This window comes from Streptomyces coacervatus (genome assembly GCF_029223485.1).
Classification (GTDB): Bacteria; Actinomycetota; Actinomycetes; order Streptomycetales; family Streptomycetaceae; genus Streptomyces; species Streptomyces coacervatus.
Genome location: NZ_JARHTP010000019.1, coordinates 34876 through 51545, shown reverse-complemented (window position 1 = coordinate 51545; position 16670 = coordinate 34876). Strand labels below are relative to the sequence as shown.

Sequence of the window (16670 nt, the reverse complement as noted above, 5' to 3'; positions counted from 1 at the left end):
GCGGTATGAGACTCTTCGCCGCGGTGCTGCCCCCCGAGGGGGTCGTCCATGAACTCGCCGCCGAGGTGGCCGAGTTGAAGAAGCTGCCGGGTTCGCTTCGCTGGACCGGGCGGCCGGGCTGGCACTTCACACTTGCCTTCTACGGCGAGGTGGACGACGGCGTCGTAGCCGATCTGTCGGCTCGGCTGGAGCGGGCGGCGCGGCGATCCGAGCCCTTTGCGCTGGCCTTGCGGGGTGGTGGGCAGTTCGGGCACGGGCGGGCCTTGTGGGTGGGCGCGGAGGGGGATCTGGAGGCGCTGAGGCGGTTGGCGGAACGTGCCGAGGCGGCGGCGCGGAAGGCGGGCGTGGCGATGGACGAGCACCGGCGGTACAAGGCCCACCTGACCGTGGCCCGCAGTCGGGACGCGGCGGACGTACGGCCGTATGTCGCGGCTCTCGGGGAGTTCACGAGCCGTACCTGGACGGTGGCGGAGCTGGTGCTGGTGCGGAGCAATCTGCCGCGGTCCGGGGTGCCGGGGGAGCAGCCGCGGTATGAGGCGGTCGCCCGTTGGCCGCTCGGGGGCGCCGGTTAGGCTCGGGTACGTGGACCCGAAGACCCGGAACCGGATCATGGCCGGTGTGCTTGTTCTTTTGTTCGTCGTGGTGGGGCTGGCGGCTGCCCTCGGTAAGTAGCGCTCGGCAAGGTAGCGGCGGGAAACTGCGCGTTCGTTGCCGGGTGCGGGTTGTTCGTGGCTTGTCGCGCAGTTCCCCGCGCCCCTAAAAGAAGGGCGCTTCCGTCGGCGGCGCTACCAGGCGAAGGCCTCCGGCGACGGGCCCGGGCCCGGGAAGATCTCGTCCAGGCCTGACAGCAGCTCCTCGCTCAGCTCCAGCTCGACAGCCCTGATCGCGGACTCCAGCTGCTCCGCAGTGCGCGGGCCGACGATCGGGCCGGTCACGCCCGGGCGGGTGAGGAGCCAGGCCAGGGCGGCCTCGCCCGGCTCGACGCCGTGCTTGTCGAGCAGGTCCTCGTACGCCTGGATCTGGGCGCGGATGGTGGTGTTGGCGAGGGAGTCGGCGGCCCGGCCGCTCGCCCGGCGCCCGCCCTCGACCTCCTTCTTGATGACGCCGCCGAGCAGTCCGCCGTGGAGGGGCGACCAGGGGATGACCCCGAGGCCGTACTCCTCCGCGGCCGGAATGACCTCCATCTCGGCGCGCCGCTCGGCGAGGTTGTAGAGGCACTGCTCGCTGACGAGGCCGATGGTCCCGCCGCGGCGGGCAGCGATCTCATTGGCCTGGGCGATCTTGTAGCCGGGGAAGTTGGAGGACCCGACGTAGAGGATCTTCCCCTGCTGCACCAGGACGTCGATCGCCTGCCAGATCTCCTCGAAGGGAGTGCGGCGGTCGACGTGGTGGAACTGGTAGACGTCGATATGGTCGGTCTGCAGCCGCTTCAGGCTGGCGTCGACCGCGCGCCGGATGTTCAGCGCGGAGAGCTTGTCGTGGTTCGGCCAGGCGTCGCCGTCGGCGGCCATGTTGCCGTAGACCTTGGTGGCGAGGACGACCTTGTCGCGGTGGGCCGCGCTCTTGGCGAACCAGTTCCCGATGATCTGTTCCGTACGGCCTTTGTTCTCGCCCCAGCCGTACACGTTGGCGGTGTCGAAGAAGTTGATGCCGGCGTCCAGCGCCGCGTCCATGATCGCGTGGCTGTCGGCCTCGTCCGTCTGCGGTCCGAAGTTCATCGTGCCGAGGACCAGTCGGCTGACCTTGAGTCCGGTGCGTCCGAGCTGCGTGTACTTCATGACCACCTAGCCAACGGCGTGGAGTGCGCTCTAAGCAAGGGAGCTCGGCGGGTCGTGGGGGTCTTGGAGATCTTGACGCTAACTGCTGGTTAGTGCTTTCCTGTGGGAAGCGTGAGCTTGAACTTTCAATATCCATTTCTGGAGAGCCACATGCCCCCCACCACGCCTGCCCGCAGGACCCTTGTCGCCTTCCTCGCCTCAGCCGCACTGCTGGGCGCCGCCGCCGTGCCTGCCGTAGCGTCCGTGCCGGCCTCTTCTGATTCTGGTGCGCACACCGGTTTCGGCTACGACGACTGCGCCCGCCTCGGCTATCAGAAGGCCGTCGCCGTCCGTGTCCTCAAGGGCGTCTTCGAGCAGGGCGACACCGAGGTCGTGGACCGCTTCGTACGGCCGGACTACATCCAGCACAACCCGCTCGCACCGGACGGGGCGGAGACGTTGAAGAACCTGGGCAAGTCCGTCCACCAGCAGTTCCCGGACTTCTCGTACGACATCAAGCGGGTCATCTCCGAGGGTGACCTCGTGCTGGTGCACTCCAACGTCGTCGCGACGCCGGGGACGCGGGGCTCCGCGGTCTTCGACATCTTCCGCTTCCAGGGCGGGAAGATCGCCGAGCACTGGGACACCGGGCAGAGCGTGCCGGAGAAGTCGGCCAACGGCAACGACATGTTCTCGACGGTGAGCCTGCCGCGGACCGAGCAGCCGGGGCCGGGCTTTCTCACCGCGTACAACAAGAAGCTGGTGACGGCCGCCTTCGACCAACTGCTGGTGAAGAAGGACCTGTCGGCGATCGACCGGTACTGGGGTGCCGAATACCACCAGCACAACCCGAACATCGCGGACGGTGTGGACGGCGTGAAGTCGGGGCTGGGCGCGTACTTCAAGCAGTTCCCGCAGCTGACGGTCACGCCGAAGCGGGTGATCGCCGAGGGGGACCTGGTGGCGGTCCACAGCCACTACGTGAACGCGCCGGGGGAGCGCGGGCAGGCGATCGTGGACCTGTTCCGGGTGCGGGGCGGAAAGATCGTCGAGCACTGGGACGTGATCCAGGACGTGCCGGCCACCTCGGCGAACGGCAACGGGATGTTCTAGGCGGCCAGTTGATCGCCCGGTCGGGCGCCGTGTTTCCGGCACCCGACCAGGCCCTGACTCGGCTACAGATACGGGCGGGTGATCAGCTCGATCGCATGACCGGCGGGGTCCTTGAAGTAGACGCCTCGACCGCCGTGCCCGTTGTTGATCTCGCCCGGGCGGCGCATCTGCGGATCGGCCCAGTGCTCGATGCCGCGGTCGCACAGCCGCCGGTACGCGCGGTCGAACAGCTCGTCGTCGAGCAGGAACGCGTAGTGCTGCATCTGGATCTCCACCGGCGGCTCGGCGAACTGCAGCAGTACGCCGTCGGTGAGCTGGATGTTGGTGAACGGGCCCCAGGACGGTGCCTCCGGGAGTTCCAGCAACTCCCGGAAGAACCGCGCCGATTCGTTGCGGTCCTTGGAGGCGATGATGGTGTGGTTGAACGTGGCTGTCATTCGGCTGACCTCATTGGTGTTCGACGCGGGAAACGGACTCGCGGTGCGCGAGTGCGGGGAGGTCCGCGTGCGGAACTGAGGGGGTGCGTTCGTTGCACCCGCCGTGCGATCAGTCGGCCACCGGGTGGCCAATCCGTGTGTGGCGCAATGCCGGTCCGGTGTTCACGTCGGAGGACTCTACAGGGACACCAGGAAATTCGGTCAGGCGTGCAGCGTGACGAACACGGCCCGGGCGCGGGTGTCGGCCGTTGCCTGCCAGGCGCCGGTGACGTGGCCGAGTACGCCCTCCGCGGGCAGCGCTGCCGGGCGCAGGATGCGGTGCACGCGGAGCAACTTGCCGTCGGCGGTGTGGAGTTCGGTGCTCTCGGTGGTGTCGGTGGCCGTGGTGAGCGGGCCCTTGACGGTGGGGGAGCCGCCGCCGTAATCGCGGGTCACCTCATGGTCGGGGGTGTCCGTGATGCTCTGGGCCATGGCCTGGACCCGGCCCTCGATCAGAGCCAGGAGCTCGGCGCGGAGCACCGGGTCCTGGCAGCCGTCGTAGGCCCAGCGCTTGCCCAGTACGCCGTGCTCCATGGTGCCGACGAGGGCGTCTTCCGCACCGTTGAGCGGGGCGCCGCGGTAGGTCAGCGGCACCAGGTAGGCGGCCGGGGCAGGGCCCGACGCGTCGGTGGCGACCATGAACTCGATGCCGACCTCGCCCTCCGGGTCGTCCAGCCGGAAGCCGCCGGCCTTGGTCAACTCCGGTGCGGCCGGGCCGCCTTGGTACCAGGCGCGGGTGGGCAGCCAGGTGGTGAGCAGTTCCACCTTGGTCGGCTTGAGGGTGGTGCGGTGGATGATCGCCATACGACCGGATTCTGTCAGTCGCGGGGGAAGTCGTCGGTCTTGAGGGTGAGGCCGAGGTGGGTGGTGGTCATGTCGACGTCGGCCCCGAAGGTGACGGACAATTCGGTGAGGTACTCGCCGTCGTTGGGCTGAGTGTAGAGGTGGCACTTGGCCTGGTAGGGGTCGGCGATGAGATAGACGGGGACCTCGGCGACGGCGTAGGCGGTCTTCTTGGGGCCGTAGTCGTTGGCGGCCGTGTCCTTGGAGATGACCTCGGCCGCGAACTCGATGTCCTGATAGCGCCAACGCCCCTTGTCGTCCTTCACCGAACGCTCGGCCACCGCCGCTACGTCACACGCGAAGCCGTTCAGACGGCCGGGGAAGTCGATCCTCACGTCTGACGCCAGCCGCGTGCGGGGGTACTTGGCGCGCAGCTGCTCCAGGATGTCGAAGATGATCTGGAAGTGGGTGTGCCGCTGCGGTGACATGAAGATGTTTCCCCCGACGATCTCGACCTTCGTTCCCTCGGGGATGGGCATCTTCTCGAGCCACTCGAACATGACGTCCAGGGTGAGCTCGCCGCTCGCTTCGGCCATCTCGATCCTGTCTTCAAGGACGGTCATCGTGGCGCTCCTCCCCGGCTGCCTTCGCACAAGTGCAGCCGCGCAGTACAACGATACGCACGGTGGCGGGGGCACGGGGCGGATCAGCGCCCAGGGTGACCGCCCGCCGGGAATAAATGATCTTTCCTGTGGGAGAAGAATTCAAAAGACAAACTGCTCGATTCTTTACCTATTGAGGACAGTGTGGTCGGCTCGGATTACAAACGTTTTCGCCGATGTTTTCGTCAAATTGGCCTCACTCGTTTGCCGCGCATCCGGAGGAGGGGACGCGGCGTTAGCGGAATATGGCGAAAGCAAGGCTCCTTAACCCGTACCGTTCCGGAGCGACAGCGGAGGATCCGTCCAACGCCCGTGCTGTGACAGTGGGGCGCTACACCTTCACGCCCGCCGCGGCGTACTCGGCGGCCGAGGCCTGCGGCACCTTGCACGGAGACGGCGCACGGATCGAACTGCAGGTCACCGGGGCTCTGTTCACCGAGTTCCTGACGGTCCTGGACACGGCACAGGAGGAACTCGGGCGACGGTGGAACGACCAGGGGCGCGCCGGCTGCCACGCAGCCACATGACGGGGGCGGACCTCGCATGAACGACGAATATCTGGATCTTTCCTTCACGCCGCATGAACGGTATCCCGGTGACCGGTATCCGAGTGATCGGTATCCCGGTGACTACAACACCGGGCTGGCCACCGGCCGCCACCGGGGCCCCTCCGATGACATGTACTCCGCGGGGCCCCTGGTGGAGGGCTGGGACCCGGTCGAGGAGCTCACCTCCCTCTTGCAGAATGCCGTGACGGCCGAGCAGACGGGCACTGTGTCGCCGCCCGGTCGCGAGCCGCGGTCGCCCGACCTCGACTTCACGGGCGAGTCGATGGACAACCTGGCAAAGATCACAGCCGAGTTGCCGCCCATCCGGCGCCGTACCGTCCGGCATCGGAAAGTGCGCTTCCGGTTCCGTCTGCGCTTCACGTGGTTGCAGACGGTCAGCTTTCTGATCGCCGCGCTCGCTGCCGTGATCGTGTCGATGGTGAGCGTCTTCGGCGGCATGGTGGCCTATGCACCGCTGCGGCACGTCGCGTCGGCCACGCAGGGCGGCATGCTGACCTGGTGGCCTCTTCTGGTCTACGGCCCCTGGATGGTGGCCTCGCTGTCCATCCTGCGCAGCGCCCTTCACCAACGCCGGGCACTGCACTCCTGGTTCGTCGTGCTGCTGTTCTCCTTCCTTGCAATGTCGCTGTGCGTGGCCGAGGCCGACAGGAGCTTCACCGGTGTCGCCGCAGCCGCTCTGCCGACACTCGCGTCGCTGGCGTGCTTCCAGCAGCTGGTCCGCCAGATCACTCTGACCCGGCCACCGCGGAAGACCATCTCCCGCCACCGGCACCGCAACACGCCCACAACTGCGAAGTCCCCTGCAACTGCCACCAGGAGCAGTTCGGCCGCTTCCAGAAGCGGTTCGGCGACTCCCAGGAGCGGTTCAGCCACTTCGAAGCCGCGTACGGCCTGAACGGCCGCCTTCAAGCCGTCTTCAAGCCTGCTGCTTCCCGTCGGCCTGCCGCGCCGCACGCTCCAGTCGGCTCCGACACCCGCAACGTCCTCCTCACCCTCGCCCGCATCTGGACCACCCTCGCCACCGGCCGTATCCGCTCCAAGGACGCGGCGGCCGAGTGGGCCCTGCGGCGGCTGCCCGCCGGGCACCGCCCCGTGCTCGCACGCGCGCGTGCCGTCTATCTGGGGGAGGAACAGGAGGGCTGGAGCGACCTGACACGCGCCGTGCGGCCCTGTGCCGCATTCCTTGTCGCGGGCATCGAGGCGGAGGCGGCTCAGGCCTCGTAGGGCTCGCCGACGTCCCACGCCTGGTGCATCGCGTCCGCGAAAGCAGCCGCGATCTTGTGCTCGCCGCTCGCGTTCGGGTGCGTGCCGTCGTAGGTGTCGAGGTGGATGTCGTACGACGGCGGGGGCGAGGCCAGCAGGAGCGGAGAGCGCGGCTCGTCCAGGTCGGCCACCGTCTTCGCCAGGAGTTCGTTGAAGCGGGTCACCTGCGCGGCGAAAGGGGCGTCCGAGGTGGCGCGGACATTCGGGATCACCGGCAGGACGACCAGCCGGATGTGGGGGTTCGCCGACCTCGCCTCCGCAACGAAAGCCCCTACGTTCTCCGCCGTCTGCTCCGCGTTCGTGTAGAAGCCCAGGTCGATCAAGCCGAGGGAGACGAGAAGGACGTCCGCGCGGCAGGAGCGCACCGCCTCCCCGATCAGCGGAGCCATGTGCAGCCAGCCCTCGCCCCAGCCGGCCAGATGGGCGCGCGGGAAGCCGGGGTCGGCGTACTCGTACGACACCGGCGCGTCCGTCGCCTTGTCGTACAGCGTCTCGCGCGGGCCGACGAGGGCGAACGGGCTGCCGTACGTCTCGCGCAGGTGCTCCCACATCCGGTAACGCCACGTGTGCTCGCCCGCGCTTCCGATCGTCATGGAGTCGCCGACCGGCATGAACCTAAGCATCCGCTCATGATGGACGATCGACGGTCACTCGTGGGGAGGGTGGGGTGTGAGGCCTGCCACGCGCCCCACCCGGCCGTGCGTCCGTCCATGCGGTGGGGCCGGGATGGCAGGCTTGGGCGCATGCGCCGACCGTTCGCTCTCCTCGCCGGGGTCCTTCTCGTGGGCGCCTTCGCCGTGCCCGCCTCCGCCGCCGACGGCGACGGCAAGGGGGACCAGGGGTTCACCATCAAGGACTCCCGCATCGCCGAGTCCAGCGGCCTCGCCGCCTCCCGTCTGCACCCCGGCGTCTACTGGACCCACAACGACAGCGGCGACGGGCCGTACATCTACGCCGTCGACAGCAGCACGGGGAAGACCGTCGCCCGGGTCACGCTGAGCGGAATCGGTTCGCCCCGCGATGTCGAGGCCATCTCCATCGGGCCCGACAACCAGATCTACGTCGGCGACATCGGCGACAACCTCGGCGGCAAGTGGCCGTACGTCTGGATCTATCGGCTGCCCGAGCCGAAGAAGCTCGTCGACCAGACGGTCCGGGCCACGCAGTACGTGGTGAAGTACTCGGACGGGGCGCGGAACGCCGAGTCGCTGGTCGTCGATCCGAAGACCGGGCGGGCGTACATCATCGACAAGAACGAGGACGGCGGGCACCTCTACGAGGGCCCGGCCGAGCTCTCCACCTCCGGGACCAACATCTTCAGGCCCGTCGCAGCCGTGGACCTCTGGGCCACCGACGCCGCCCTCTCCCCGGACCGCAAACAGCTCGCCGTGCGCGGCTACTTCGGCGGGATCTACTACGACTGGAACGGCGGCAAGATCAAACGCAAGGGGCGGCTGAACGTGCCGCTGCAGGGGCAGGGCGAGTCCATCACCTACTCCGTCGACGGAACCAGGCTCATGTACGGCAGCGAGGGCGCCGACAGCTCCGTGCAGCCGGAGGACGTACCGGGTGGGGGCGGTGCCTCCAAGTCGCCGTCCGGGGGCGGGAGTTCGAGCGCCTCGGGCAGCACCGGCGGTGGCTTGGACGGCAACCTCAAGGTCGGTGCACTCGCCGTCGCCGTCGCGGCGGCGGTCCTCTTCGGCATCCGGCGGCTGCTGCGCCGGTGACGTCGTGACGCAGTGACGCAGTGACGCCGCAACGCTTGACGTGTTCATGTGGTGTGGCTTCCATGGAAGGTGCCGGGTTGTGGGAGCGCTCCCACTGGTTCCGGGCCCGCGCCTCCCGAGAGGAAGCAGCGACATGTTCCGCAGTCTGCGAAGAGCGCGGTGTGCTGTTGCCGCGGCGCTTCTGATGCCTCTGACGCCGTTGGGGCTCAGTGCTGGGTCGGCACACGCGGCGGATGCCGCCGGTGCCGGGTACTGGCACACCAGCGGCCGGCAGATCCTGGACGCGGCCGGGCATCCGGTCCGGATCGCCGGGATCAACTGGTTCGGCTTCGAGACCGGCAACCATGTCGTCCATGGGCTGTGGTCCCGCGACTACAAGTCCATGATCGACCAGATGAAGTCGCTGGGGTACAACACCATCCGGCTGCCCTACAGCGACGACATCTTCAAACCGTCGACCGTCCCAGACAGCATCGACTTCAGCACCGGCAAGAACGCCGATCTGCAGGGGCTCAACTCCCTTCAGGTCATGGACAAGCTGGTGGCCTATGCCGGTCAGGACGGGCTCAAGGTCATCCTCGACCGGCATCGGCCGGACGCGGGCGGGCAGTCGGCGCTCTGGTACACGTCGGCGGTTCCCGAGTCGACGTGGATTGCCGATCTGAAGGCTCTCGCGGCCCGTTACAGGGGCCAGGACACCGTCGTAGGCATCGATCTGCACAACGAGCCGCACGATCCGGCGTGTTGGGGGTGCGGGGACGCGGCCACCGACTGGCGGCTGGCGGCTCAGCGGGCGGGGAACGCGGTGCTGTCCGTCAATCCCGATCTGCTGATCTTCGTCGAGGGTGTGCAGACATACGGCGGTGTGTCCGGCTGGTGGGGCGGGAACCTGATGGGGGTCGGGCAGTATCCGGTGCAGCTGGATGTGGCCGACCGGGTGGTGTACTCGGCCCATGACTACGCCACCAGCGTGGCGCAGCAGCCCTGGTTCAGTGACCCGTCCTTCCCGGACAACATGCCGGGGGTCTGGGACAGGTACTGGGGTTACCTCTTCAAGCAGAACATCGCGCCGGTGTGGGTGGGGGAGTTCGGTACGACGCTGGCGTCCGCGACCGATCAGAAGTGGCTGGCTGCGCTGGTGAGTTATCTGAGGCCGACGTCGACGTACGGGGCGGATTCCTTCCAGTGGACGTTCTGGTCGTGGAATCCCAACTCCGGTGACACGGGCGGGATTCTGAAGGACGACTGGGTGACCGTGGACACGGTGAAGGACGGGTATCTGGCGAGCGTCAAGGCGCCGCTCTTCCCGAGTACGGGTGGGGGAAGTGGCGGCGGAGGCGGTGGCGGTGGCGGGAGCGCGGCTGCCTGCTCGGCCGCGTACACCGTGAGCAGCGACTGGGGGAGCGGCTTCAACGCTGACGTAAAAGTCACCAACTCCGGTACTACGGCGATCAGTTCGTGGAAGGTGACCTGGACGTCGAGCGGGTCGCAGCAGGTGACAAACATGTGGAACGCGTCGTACACCCAGAGCGGAGCCACCGTGACGGCCGTGAACGCCTCGCACAACGGGAGTGTGCCGGTGGGGGGTTCGGTGAGTTTCGGGTTCGGGGGTGCGCCGGGTGGGGGTGCGGTGCCGATTGTGAGCTGTACGGCGACGTGACAGCTGCACCTCTTCGCCCTGAAAGTGGCAATTCTCCGACCCTCGGCGCAGCGGCCATCTACTGTGACGGCAGACCCGTGCTGCCCCTCGCGGCCGCCTGAGGAGGAATCCTGTGTCATCGCCCTACGGCCCCGAGCACGCTCCCGTCGGCGAGGTGGGTGCGGCGCTCATGATGATCGACTCCCGGCTCAAGGCCGTCCACGACGGCAGGACCGCGATCGATCCCGAACAGCAGGCGCTGATCGACCAGTTCACCGCGTCGCTGGGCCCCGAGGGAATCGATGACGTGCTGGACGGCACCTGCACCCTCATCTACATGTTCATGACGTGGCTGCGGAAGGCCCACGAGGACCACGACAAGGACGTCATCGAGTACGTGGTGCCCAGCCTTGTGGCCTCGATGCGCATGATGCCCAAGAGCGTCCGCCCCGAGGCCATCCCCACCATGGCCGGCCTGGTCATCGCCGCGGGCACCGGCCTGAGTCCCAACCTGTGGCGCAAACAGTACGGAGACTGGACCGCGGCGGAGATGAATCCCCTGGAGACCTGTGCCTTCCTCCTCGCGGAGCACATCAACCGCATCACCGACGACCCCGACTTCGCCACCCGCCTGATCAGCGAGGCGCTGTCCCGTACGGAAGAAGTCTGACGTGCTTCCGGCACGCGTGACATACGGCGAAGGGCGCCCCGCGGATCTCCCGCAGGGCGCCCTTCGCCGTCGTAGAAGAAGCGGCTACAGCTTCTCGATCACGTAGTCGATGCACTTCGTCAGCGCCTCGACGTCCGCCGGGTCGATCGCCGGGAACATCGCGACGCGGAGCTGGTTGCGGCCGAGCTTGCGGTACGGCTCGGTGTCGACGATGCCGTTGGCGCGCAGGACCTTGGCGACGGCCGCCGCGTCGATCTCGTCGGCGAAGTCGATCGTGCCGATGACCTGGGAGCGCTTGGCCGGGTCGGAGACGAACGGGGTGGCGTACTTGCTCTCCTCCGCCCAGGTGTAGAGGCGGGTCGAGGAGTCCTTCGTGCGGGCCGTGGAGAAGGCCAGGCCGCCCTGCCCGTTGAGCCACTCCAGCTGCTCGTTCAGCAGGAAGAGGGTGGCCAGGGCCGGGGTGTTGTACGTCTGGTTCTTGCGGGAGTTGTCGATCGCCGTGGGGAGGCTGAAGAACTCCGGGACGTGGCGGCCGGACGCGTGGATGCGCTCGGCGCGCTCGATCGCGGCCGGGGAGAAGACGCCGATCCACAGGCCGCCGTCGGAGGCGAAGGACTTCTGCGGGGCGAAGTAGTAGACGTCCGTCTCGGCGATGTCGACCGGGAGGCCGCCGGCGCCGGACGTGGCGTCGACCAGGACCAGGGACCCGGAGTCCGCGCCCTCGACGCGCTTGATCGGCATCGCGACGCCGGTGGAGGTCTCGTTGTGCGTGAAGGCGTAGACGTCGACGCCCGCCTCGGCCTGCGGCTGCGGGTGAGTGCCGGGGTCGCTTGCGATGACGGTGGGCTCGGCCAGCCAGGGGGCCAGCTTGGCGGCCTTCGCGAACTTCGAGCTGAACTCGCCGAAGTTGAGGTGCTGCGACTTGTTCTCGATCAGGCCGTGGGTTGCGATGTCCCAGAAGGCCGTGGAGCCGCCGTTGCCGAGGATGACCTCGTAGCCGTCGGGGAGCTGGAACAGCTCGGAGATGCCCTCGCGGACCTTGCCGACCAGGTTCTTCACGGGAGCCTGGCGGTGGGAGGTGCCGAGGAGGGAGGTTCCGGTGGCGGCCAGCGCGTCCAGCGCTTCCGTCCGCACCTTGGAGGGGCCCGCGCCGAAACGTCCGTCGGCGGGCTTGATGTCAGCGGGAATCTGGATCTCAGCCACGGGGTGAGGTTATCCGGTGCGGAAACCTGGGCGAAACGTCGTCCGTCGGGTGAGACGGCGTTTTGGGTGACCGTCCCTGGGGGCTCCGCCCCCAGACCCCCGTTCGGCCCGAAAGGCCTCGTCCTCAAACGCCGGACGGGCTGACATTGCCTGACCGGCGGCTGGAGGGTGCCGGCCGGTGGCTGGTTTGCTGGACTCATGTCGGATCTCGAGGCACGTTTGCGCGAGGTCGTCCGGGGCGATGTGCGGTTTGACGTCGCCGCACGGGCGCTGGTCACCATGGATGCGTCCAACTATCGGCGTGTCCCGCTGGGGGTGGTCGCTCCCAGGGACGGCGACGACGTGGCGGCGGTCCTTGGGGTGTGCCGGGAGTACGGTGTGCCCGTCGTCGCCCGGGGTGGGGGTACGTCCATCGCCGGGCAGGCCACCGGTACCGGCGTCGTGCTGGACTTCACGCGGTACATGAACCGGCTGGTTTCGCTCGATGCGGAGGCGCGTACCGCCGTCGTGCAGCCGGGGCTCGTCCTCGACCGGCTGCAGGAGGCCGCCGCCCCGCACGGCCTCCGGTTCGGTCCCGATCCCTCCACGCACAGCCGGTGCACGCTCGGCGGGATGATCGGGAACAACTCGTGCGGCTCGCACTCGGTGGCGTGGGGGACGACCGCGGACAGTGTGCGGGAGCTGGGCGTGATCACCGCGCGCGGGGAGCGGCTGCGGCTCGGGCAGGGGTGGGCCGGGGCGCCGGAGGGGCTGCGGGCGCTGGTGGAGGGGGAGTTGGCGCGGCTGCGGACCGGGTTTCCGGAGCTGCCGCGTCGTATCTCCGGGTATGCGGTGGACGCGCTGCTGCCCGAGAAGGGCGCGGATGTCGCCCGTTCCTTCTGCGGGAGCGAGGGCACACTCGGGGTGCTCACGGAAGCCGTCGTACGGCTTGTCGAGGCGCCACGCGCGCGTGCGCTGGCCGTGCTGGCGTACGCCGCCGAGAGCGCTGCCGCCGAGGCCGCGGCCGGGCTGCTGCCGTACGGACCGCTCACGGTGGAGGGGATGGCGGCCGATCTGGTGCCGTCCACGGCCGGGCTGCCCAGGGGCGGCGCCTGGCTGTTCGTGGAGACCGGTGGGGAGACGGAGGCGGAGGCACGCGCGCGTGCGGAGGCGGTCGTGCGGGCCGCCGATGTCGTGGACTCGCTCGTCGTCACCGATCCGGGCGGGCAGCAGGCGCTGTGGCGGATCAGGGAGGACGCCAGTGGTACGGCGACGCGGATGCCCGACGGGAGCGAGGCGTGGCCCGGGTGGGAGGACTGCGCGGTGCCGCCCGAGCGACTCGGCGCGTATCTGCGGGATTTCAGACAGCTGCTGACCTCCCACGGGCTGCGCGGCACTCCGTACGGGCACTTCGGGGACGGCTGCATCCACGTCCGGATCGACTTCGACCTGCTGAGCGAGGCGGGGGTCGGTCGTTTCCGGCGGTTCTCGGAGGAGCTCGCGGACGTCGTCGTCGCGCACGGCGGGTCGCTGTCCGGGGAGCACGGGGACGGGCAGGCGCGGGCCGAACTGCTGCCGAAGATGTACGGCGCGGAGATGGTGGCCCTCTTCGAGCGCGTGAAGGGCGTCTGGGACCCGGACGACCTCCTCAACCCCGGCATGCTGGTCCGCCCGGCCCCGCTCGACGCGAACCTCCGCTTCTCGGTGCTGCCGCGGGAGCCGGTCGATGTGGCCTTCGGGTATCCGGCGGACGGCGGCGACTTCTCGGCGGCGGTGCGGCGCTGCGTGGGGGTCGCGAAGTGCCGTACGACATCCGTGTCCGGCACGGCTGTCATGTGCCCCTCCTTCCGGGCCACCGGCGAGGAGGAGCACTCCACGCGCGGGCGTGCCCGGCTGCTGCACGAGATGCTCGCGGGTGAGCTGGTGACCGACGGCTGGCGGTCGGTGGAGGTGCGGGACGCGCTCGACCTGTGCCTGTCCTGCAAGGGGTGCCGCTCCGACTGCCCGGTCGAGGTCGACATGGCCACGTACAAGGCGGAGTTCCTGTACCACCACTACGAGGGGCGGCGCCGCCCGGCCGCGCACTACAGCATGGGGTGGCTGCCGGTGTGGCTGCGCTGGGTGTCCCGTACGCGTACGGCATGGCTGGTCAACCTCCTCGCCTCCGTACGGCCGCTCGCGGCGTTCGCCAAGCGGCTCGGTGGGATCGCGCCCGAGCGGGGGATTCCGCGGCTGGCGACCGTGACGTTCACCCGGTGGTACGGGCGTCGGGCCAGGGCGCAGGAGCGGCGGAAGATCCGGGAGACGGGGCTGGAGTACGAGGAGGAATCCGGCAGGCCCGTCCTGCTGTGGCCCGACACCTTCACGGAGTACCTCTCGCCGGACGTGGGCAAGGCGGCCGTGCGGGTCCTGGAGGCGGCCGGACTGTCGCCGGTGCCGATCCCGAAGCTGAGCCGAGGCCGGGTCTGCTGCGGGCTGACGTACCTCTCGACGGGCCAACTCGACCGCGCCCGTGCGGTGTTGCGCGACACCCTGGACCGGTTCGGCGTACTGCTCGCCCCCGGAGCGGGGGAGGGCACCCTGCCCTTCATCGTCCTGGAACCCAGCTGCGCCGCCGCCCTCCGCACGGATCTGCCGGAGCTGCTGCACGACGATCCGCGCGCGGCACGTCTGGCGGCCTCGGTGCTGACGTTCGCGGAGGCCCTGGAGAAGTACGCCCCGGACTGGGTCCCCCCGTCCCTGAACCGCCCGGTCACCGGCCAGACCCACTGCCACCAGCATGCGGTCCTCGGCGACGGCGCGGACCGCCGGCTGCGCGAAGCGGCCGGGCTTGCAGGGGAGTTGGCGGGCGGCTGTTGTGGTCTGGCGGGCAACTTCGGTTTCGAGACGGGGCACTACGAGGTGTCGGCGCGGTGTGCGGAGGACCAGTTGCTGCCGGCGGTGCGGGAGGCGCCGGAAGGTGCGGTCGTCCTGGCGGACGGGTTCTCGTGCCGGACACAGCTGGAGCAGCTGGGCGGGGTGCAGGGGCGGCATCTGGCGGAGGTGCTGGCGGAGGGGCTCGACGAGGGGCCGCACGAGGGCTGAACCGTTCGCGGGCGGGAGGCGACTTCATAGATTGGCAGGTCCGGCCGATTCATTGGTTGACCAGCCAACTCGAACGGAATCGAACGAAGGAGTCCATCGCATGCCCCTGCACCTCCGTCCCATCAGCCGCGCCGAGCACCTCGCCTTCGTGGCGGCCCGCCCCTCAGCCAGCCATATGCAGGTCCCCTCCTGGGGCGATGTGAAGCCGGACTGGCGGGCGGAGAGCCTGGGGTGGTTCGGAGGCGACGACCGGATGGTGGGGGCGGGGCTCGTGCTGTACCGGCCCGTGCCGAAGCTGAAGAAGTACCTCGCGTATCTGCCCGAGGGCCCGCTCATCGACTGGTATGACGCCGACCTCAGCGAGCGCTGGCTCGACCCGATGCTCGCGTATCTCAAACAGCAGGGCGCCTTCTCCGTGAAGATGGGCCCGCCCGTCGTCGTACGGCGATGGAGCGCCGAGGCGGTGAAGGCAGCGATCGCCGATCCGGACGCCCGCCGACTGCGCGACGCGGAGGCGACCTCGTACGAACCGCGGGCCTTCGACGTCGCCGACCGGCTGCGCCGGGCCGGCTGGCAGCAGACCGAACCCGGCGGCGAGGACGGCTTCGCCGCCGGGCAGCCCCGGTATGTGTTCCAGGTCCCGTTCGCCGGGCGGAGCCTGGACGACATCCATCGCGGCCTCAACCAGCAGTGGCGGCGCAACATCAAGAAGGCCGAGAAGGCCGGCGTCGAGGTCGTCCGCGGCGGCCACGACGACCTGCCCGCCTTCTACGAGCTGTACGCCGAGACCGCCGAGCGCGACCGCTTCCTCCCGCGCCCCCTCTCCTACTTCCAGCGCATGTGGACCGCCCTCACCACCGAGGACCCCGACCGCATGCGCCTCTACCTCGCCCGGCACGACGGAGACGTCCTCGCCGCGGCCACCATGCTCGTCGTCGGCGAGCACGCCTGGTACTCCTACGGCGCCTCCACCGCCCATAAGCGCGAAGTGCAGCCCAACAACGCCATGCAGTGGCGGATGATGAGCGACGCCCATCAACTCGGCGCCGCCGTATACGACTTCAGGGGCATCACCGACACCCTGGAGGAGTCGAACCACCTGCTGGGGCTGCTCCGCTTCAAGGCGGGGGCCGGCGGGGAGGCCGTCGAGTACCTCGGGGAGTGGGACTTCCCGCTCAACCGGCTGCTGCAGCGGGCCTTGAACCTCTACATGGCCCGTCGCTGAGCTACCTGGCCTGTCGCTGAGCTACCTGGCCTGTTGCTGAGCTCCGCCTTCAAAGCCTTTTCCCAGGATTCATAAGCCTGCTCTCAGGTTCATAAGAAGACTCTCAGGTTCGAGGGCCTTGCTCAGGAAGCTCCAAGGTTTTCACAGGGCCTGTTTGCCGTTACCTCGCCGACTTTGCCGTTCCTTGAGTTGTGGGGCGTGTAAGTTCATCGGTGTCGGGCGGCGGGGAGATCCCGGATGACGATCCGGAAGAAATTCCCGTCCATAATACCCGGCCGTATTCGTTGAGAATTCTCGCACCACCAGCACTGCACACTCTCAAGGAGTCGCAATGAGCCTCAAGAAGCTCGCGCCGCTGCCCCCGAAGCCCAAGAACAAGCAGCTGCCTCCGCCGCCCCCGCCGAAGCCGAAGAAGAAGCACCCCAAGCCGCCGGTGCCCAAGCCGATCCCCGGCGACGACAACTGAGTGAGCTTTGAGAGGACCGACGGCATGCCGTCGGTCCTCGTTTTCGTGGAATTC

16 protein-coding genes and 1 pseudogene are annotated in these 16670 nt (G+C 68.7%); 11 read left to right on the top strand and 6 right to left on the bottom strand.

Features of this window, described 5'->3' with window-relative positions; translation table 11 throughout:
• Nucleotides 1–5 precede the first annotated feature (5 nt).
• Nucleotides 6–572 carry an RNA 2',3'-cyclic phosphodiesterase gene (gene thpR, locus P2Q00_RS37510; RefSeq protein WP_275778625.1) on the top strand — a complete coding sequence of 189 codons (567 nt, stop codon included), beginning with the start codon at nucleotides 6–8 and terminating at the stop codon, nucleotides 570–572.
• Nucleotides 573–785: 213 nt separating this feature from the next.
• On the opposite strand, the gene P2Q00_RS37505 is transcribed toward thpR, so the two are convergent.
• Nucleotides 786–1778: an aldo/keto reductase gene (locus P2Q00_RS37505; RefSeq protein ID WP_275778623.1), complete on the bottom strand. Its 993-nt coding sequence runs from the start codon at nucleotides 1776–1778 to the stop codon at nucleotides 786–788.
• 150 nt (nucleotides 1779–1928) lie between these two features.
• Between P2Q00_RS37505 and P2Q00_RS37500 the strand changes: the two genes are divergently transcribed.
• The gene (locus P2Q00_RS37500) at nucleotides 1929–2870 is read left to right on the top strand and encodes a nuclear transport factor 2 family protein (protein WP_275778621.1); all 942 of its coding nucleotides are present in this window, start codon (nucleotides 1929–1931) and stop codon (nucleotides 2868–2870) included.
• A 62-nt stretch (nucleotides 2871–2932) separates the two neighbouring features.
• Here P2Q00_RS37500 and P2Q00_RS37495 read toward each other — a convergent pair whose 3' ends face one another.
• From P2Q00_RS37495 to P2Q00_RS37485, 3 genes are all read right to left on the bottom strand, one after another.
• Nucleotides 2933–3307 carry a VOC family protein gene (locus P2Q00_RS37495; protein WP_275778619.1) on the bottom strand — a complete coding sequence of 125 codons (375 nt, stop codon included), beginning with the start codon at nucleotides 3305–3307 and terminating at the stop codon, nucleotides 2933–2935.
• Between the two features lie 201 nt (nucleotides 3308–3508).
• Nucleotides 3509–4150 (bottom strand): maltokinase N-terminal cap-like domain-containing protein, encoded by a 642-nt coding sequence (locus P2Q00_RS37490; protein WP_275778618.1) that lies wholly within the window; start codon nucleotides 4148–4150, stop codon nucleotides 3509–3511.
• 14 nt (nucleotides 4151–4164) lie between these two features.
• Entirely contained in the window at nucleotides 4165–4752 is a 588-nt protein-coding gene (locus P2Q00_RS37485; protein WP_275778617.1) for a Uma2 family endonuclease, read from the bottom strand.
• A gap of 356 nt (nucleotides 4753–5108) precedes the next feature.
• Between P2Q00_RS37485 and P2Q00_RS37480 the strand changes: the two genes are divergently transcribed.
• The 3 genes and pseudogenes from P2Q00_RS37480 to P2Q00_RS37470 form a co-directional block, all read left to right on the top strand.
• Nucleotides 5109–5318 (top strand): hypothetical protein, encoded by a 210-nt coding sequence (locus tag P2Q00_RS37480; RefSeq protein WP_275778616.1) that lies wholly within the window; start codon nucleotides 5109–5111, stop codon nucleotides 5316–5318.
• Between the two features lie 16 nt (nucleotides 5319–5334).
• Entirely contained in the window at nucleotides 5335–6255 is a 921-nt protein-coding gene (locus P2Q00_RS37475; protein WP_275778615.1) for a DUF2637 domain-containing protein, read from the top strand.
• A gap of 80 nt (nucleotides 6256–6335) precedes the next feature.
• Nucleotides 6336–6584, top strand: a pseudogene (locus P2Q00_RS37470) (DUF4111 domain-containing protein); the annotation flags it as partial.
• On the opposite strand, the gene P2Q00_RS37465 reads toward P2Q00_RS37470, so the two are convergent.
• Nucleotides 6572–7246, bottom strand: coding sequence for an SGNH/GDSL hydrolase family protein (locus tag P2Q00_RS37465; protein WP_275778613.1), 675 nt, complete (start codon nucleotides 7244–7246; stop codon nucleotides 6572–6574). The pseudogene P2Q00_RS37470 and the gene P2Q00_RS37465 sit on opposite strands and share 13 nt — an antisense overlap.
• Before the next feature lie 120 nt (nucleotides 7247–7366).
• On the opposite strand from P2Q00_RS37465, the gene P2Q00_RS37460 reads away from it, so the two are divergent.
• The 3 genes from P2Q00_RS37460 (at nucleotide 7367) to P2Q00_RS37450 (ending at nucleotide 10659) form a co-directional block, all read left to right on the top strand.
• Complete coding sequence (locus tag P2Q00_RS37460) at nucleotides 7367–8350, top strand: WD40 repeat domain-containing protein (protein ID WP_275778611.1); 984 nt, start codon at nucleotides 7367–7369, stop codon at nucleotides 8348–8350.
• Nucleotides 8351–8483: 133 nt separating this feature from the next.
• Nucleotides 8484–10010, top strand: coding sequence for a cellulase family glycosylhydrolase (locus P2Q00_RS37455; RefSeq protein ID WP_275778609.1), 1527 nt, complete (start codon nucleotides 8484–8486; stop codon nucleotides 10008–10010).
• Between the two features lie 112 nt (nucleotides 10011–10122).
• Nucleotides 10123–10659, top strand: a complete 537-nt coding sequence (locus P2Q00_RS37450) for a hypothetical protein (protein WP_275778607.1) — start codon at nucleotides 10123–10125, stop codon at nucleotides 10657–10659.
• A gap of 84 nt (nucleotides 10660–10743) precedes the next feature.
• Here P2Q00_RS37450 and serC read toward each other — a convergent pair whose 3' ends face one another.
• Nucleotides 10744–11862, bottom strand: coding sequence for a phosphoserine transaminase (gene serC, locus P2Q00_RS37445; protein WP_275778606.1), 1119 nt, complete (start codon nucleotides 11860–11862; stop codon nucleotides 10744–10746).
• Between the two features lie 198 nt (nucleotides 11863–12060).
• Between serC and P2Q00_RS37440 the strand changes: the two genes are divergently transcribed.
• The 3 genes from P2Q00_RS37440 (at nucleotide 12061) to P2Q00_RS37430 (ending at nucleotide 16616) form a co-directional block, all read left to right on the top strand.
• Nucleotides 12061–14925: an FAD-binding and (Fe-S)-binding domain-containing protein gene (locus tag P2Q00_RS37440; RefSeq protein WP_275778604.1), complete on the top strand. Its 2865-nt coding sequence runs from the start codon at nucleotides 12061–12063 to the stop codon at nucleotides 14923–14925.
• A 100-nt stretch (nucleotides 14926–15025) separates the two neighbouring features.
• Entirely contained in the window at nucleotides 15026–16150 is a 1125-nt protein-coding gene (locus tag P2Q00_RS37435) for a lipid II:glycine glycyltransferase FemX (RefSeq protein ID WP_275778602.1), read from the top strand.
• A 331-nt stretch (nucleotides 16151–16481) separates the two neighbouring features.
• On the top strand, nucleotides 16482–16616 hold the full coding sequence (locus tag P2Q00_RS37430) for a hypothetical protein (RefSeq protein WP_275778600.1): 135 nt from the start codon (nucleotides 16482–16484) through the stop codon (nucleotides 16614–16616).
• The last annotated feature ends 54 nt before the right edge of the window (nucleotides 16617–16670 follow it).

Bases quoted from the DNA above. Each gene is read 5' to 3' on its own strand.
- thpR (WP_275778625.1), top strand. From the start codon at position 6: ATGAGACTCTTCGCCGCGGTGCTGCCCCCCGAGGGGGTCGTCCATGAA.
- P2Q00_RS37505 (WP_275778623.1), bottom strand. From the start codon at position 1,778: ATGAAGTACACGCAGCTCGGACGCACCGGACTCAAGGTCAGCCGACTG.
- P2Q00_RS37500 (WP_275778621.1), top strand. From the start codon at position 1,929: ATGCCCCCCACCACGCCTGCCCGCAGGACCCTTGTCGCCTTCCTCGCC.
- P2Q00_RS37495 (WP_275778619.1), bottom strand. From the start codon at position 3,307: ATGACAGCCACGTTCAACCACACCATCATCGCCTCCAAGGACCGCAAC.
- P2Q00_RS37490 (WP_275778618.1), bottom strand. From the start codon at position 4,150: ATGGCGATCATCCACCGCACCACCCTCAAGCCGACCAAGGTGGAACTG.
- P2Q00_RS37485 (WP_275778617.1), bottom strand. From the start codon at position 4,752: ATGACCGTCCTTGAAGACAGGATCGAGATGGCCGAAGCGAGCGGCGAG.
- P2Q00_RS37475 (WP_275778615.1), top strand. From the start codon at position 5,335: ATGAACGACGAATATCTGGATCTTTCCTTCACGCCGCATGAACGGTAT.
- P2Q00_RS37465 (WP_275778613.1), bottom strand. From the start codon at position 7,246: ATGCTTAGGTTCATGCCGGTCGGCGACTCCATGACGATCGGAAGCGCG.
- P2Q00_RS37460 (WP_275778611.1), top strand. From the start codon at position 7,367: ATGCGCCGACCGTTCGCTCTCCTCGCCGGGGTCCTTCTCGTGGGCGCC.
- P2Q00_RS37455 (WP_275778609.1), top strand. From the start codon at position 8,484: ATGTTCCGCAGTCTGCGAAGAGCGCGGTGTGCTGTTGCCGCGGCGCTT.
- P2Q00_RS37440 (WP_275778604.1), top strand. From the start codon at position 12,061: ATGTCGGATCTCGAGGCACGTTTGCGCGAGGTCGTCCGGGGCGATGTG.
- P2Q00_RS37435 (WP_275778602.1), top strand. From the start codon at position 15,026: ATGCCCCTGCACCTCCGTCCCATCAGCCGCGCCGAGCACCTCGCCTTC.
- P2Q00_RS37430 (WP_275778600.1), top strand. From the start codon at position 16,482: ATGAGCCTCAAGAAGCTCGCGCCGCTGCCCCCGAAGCCCAAGAACAAG.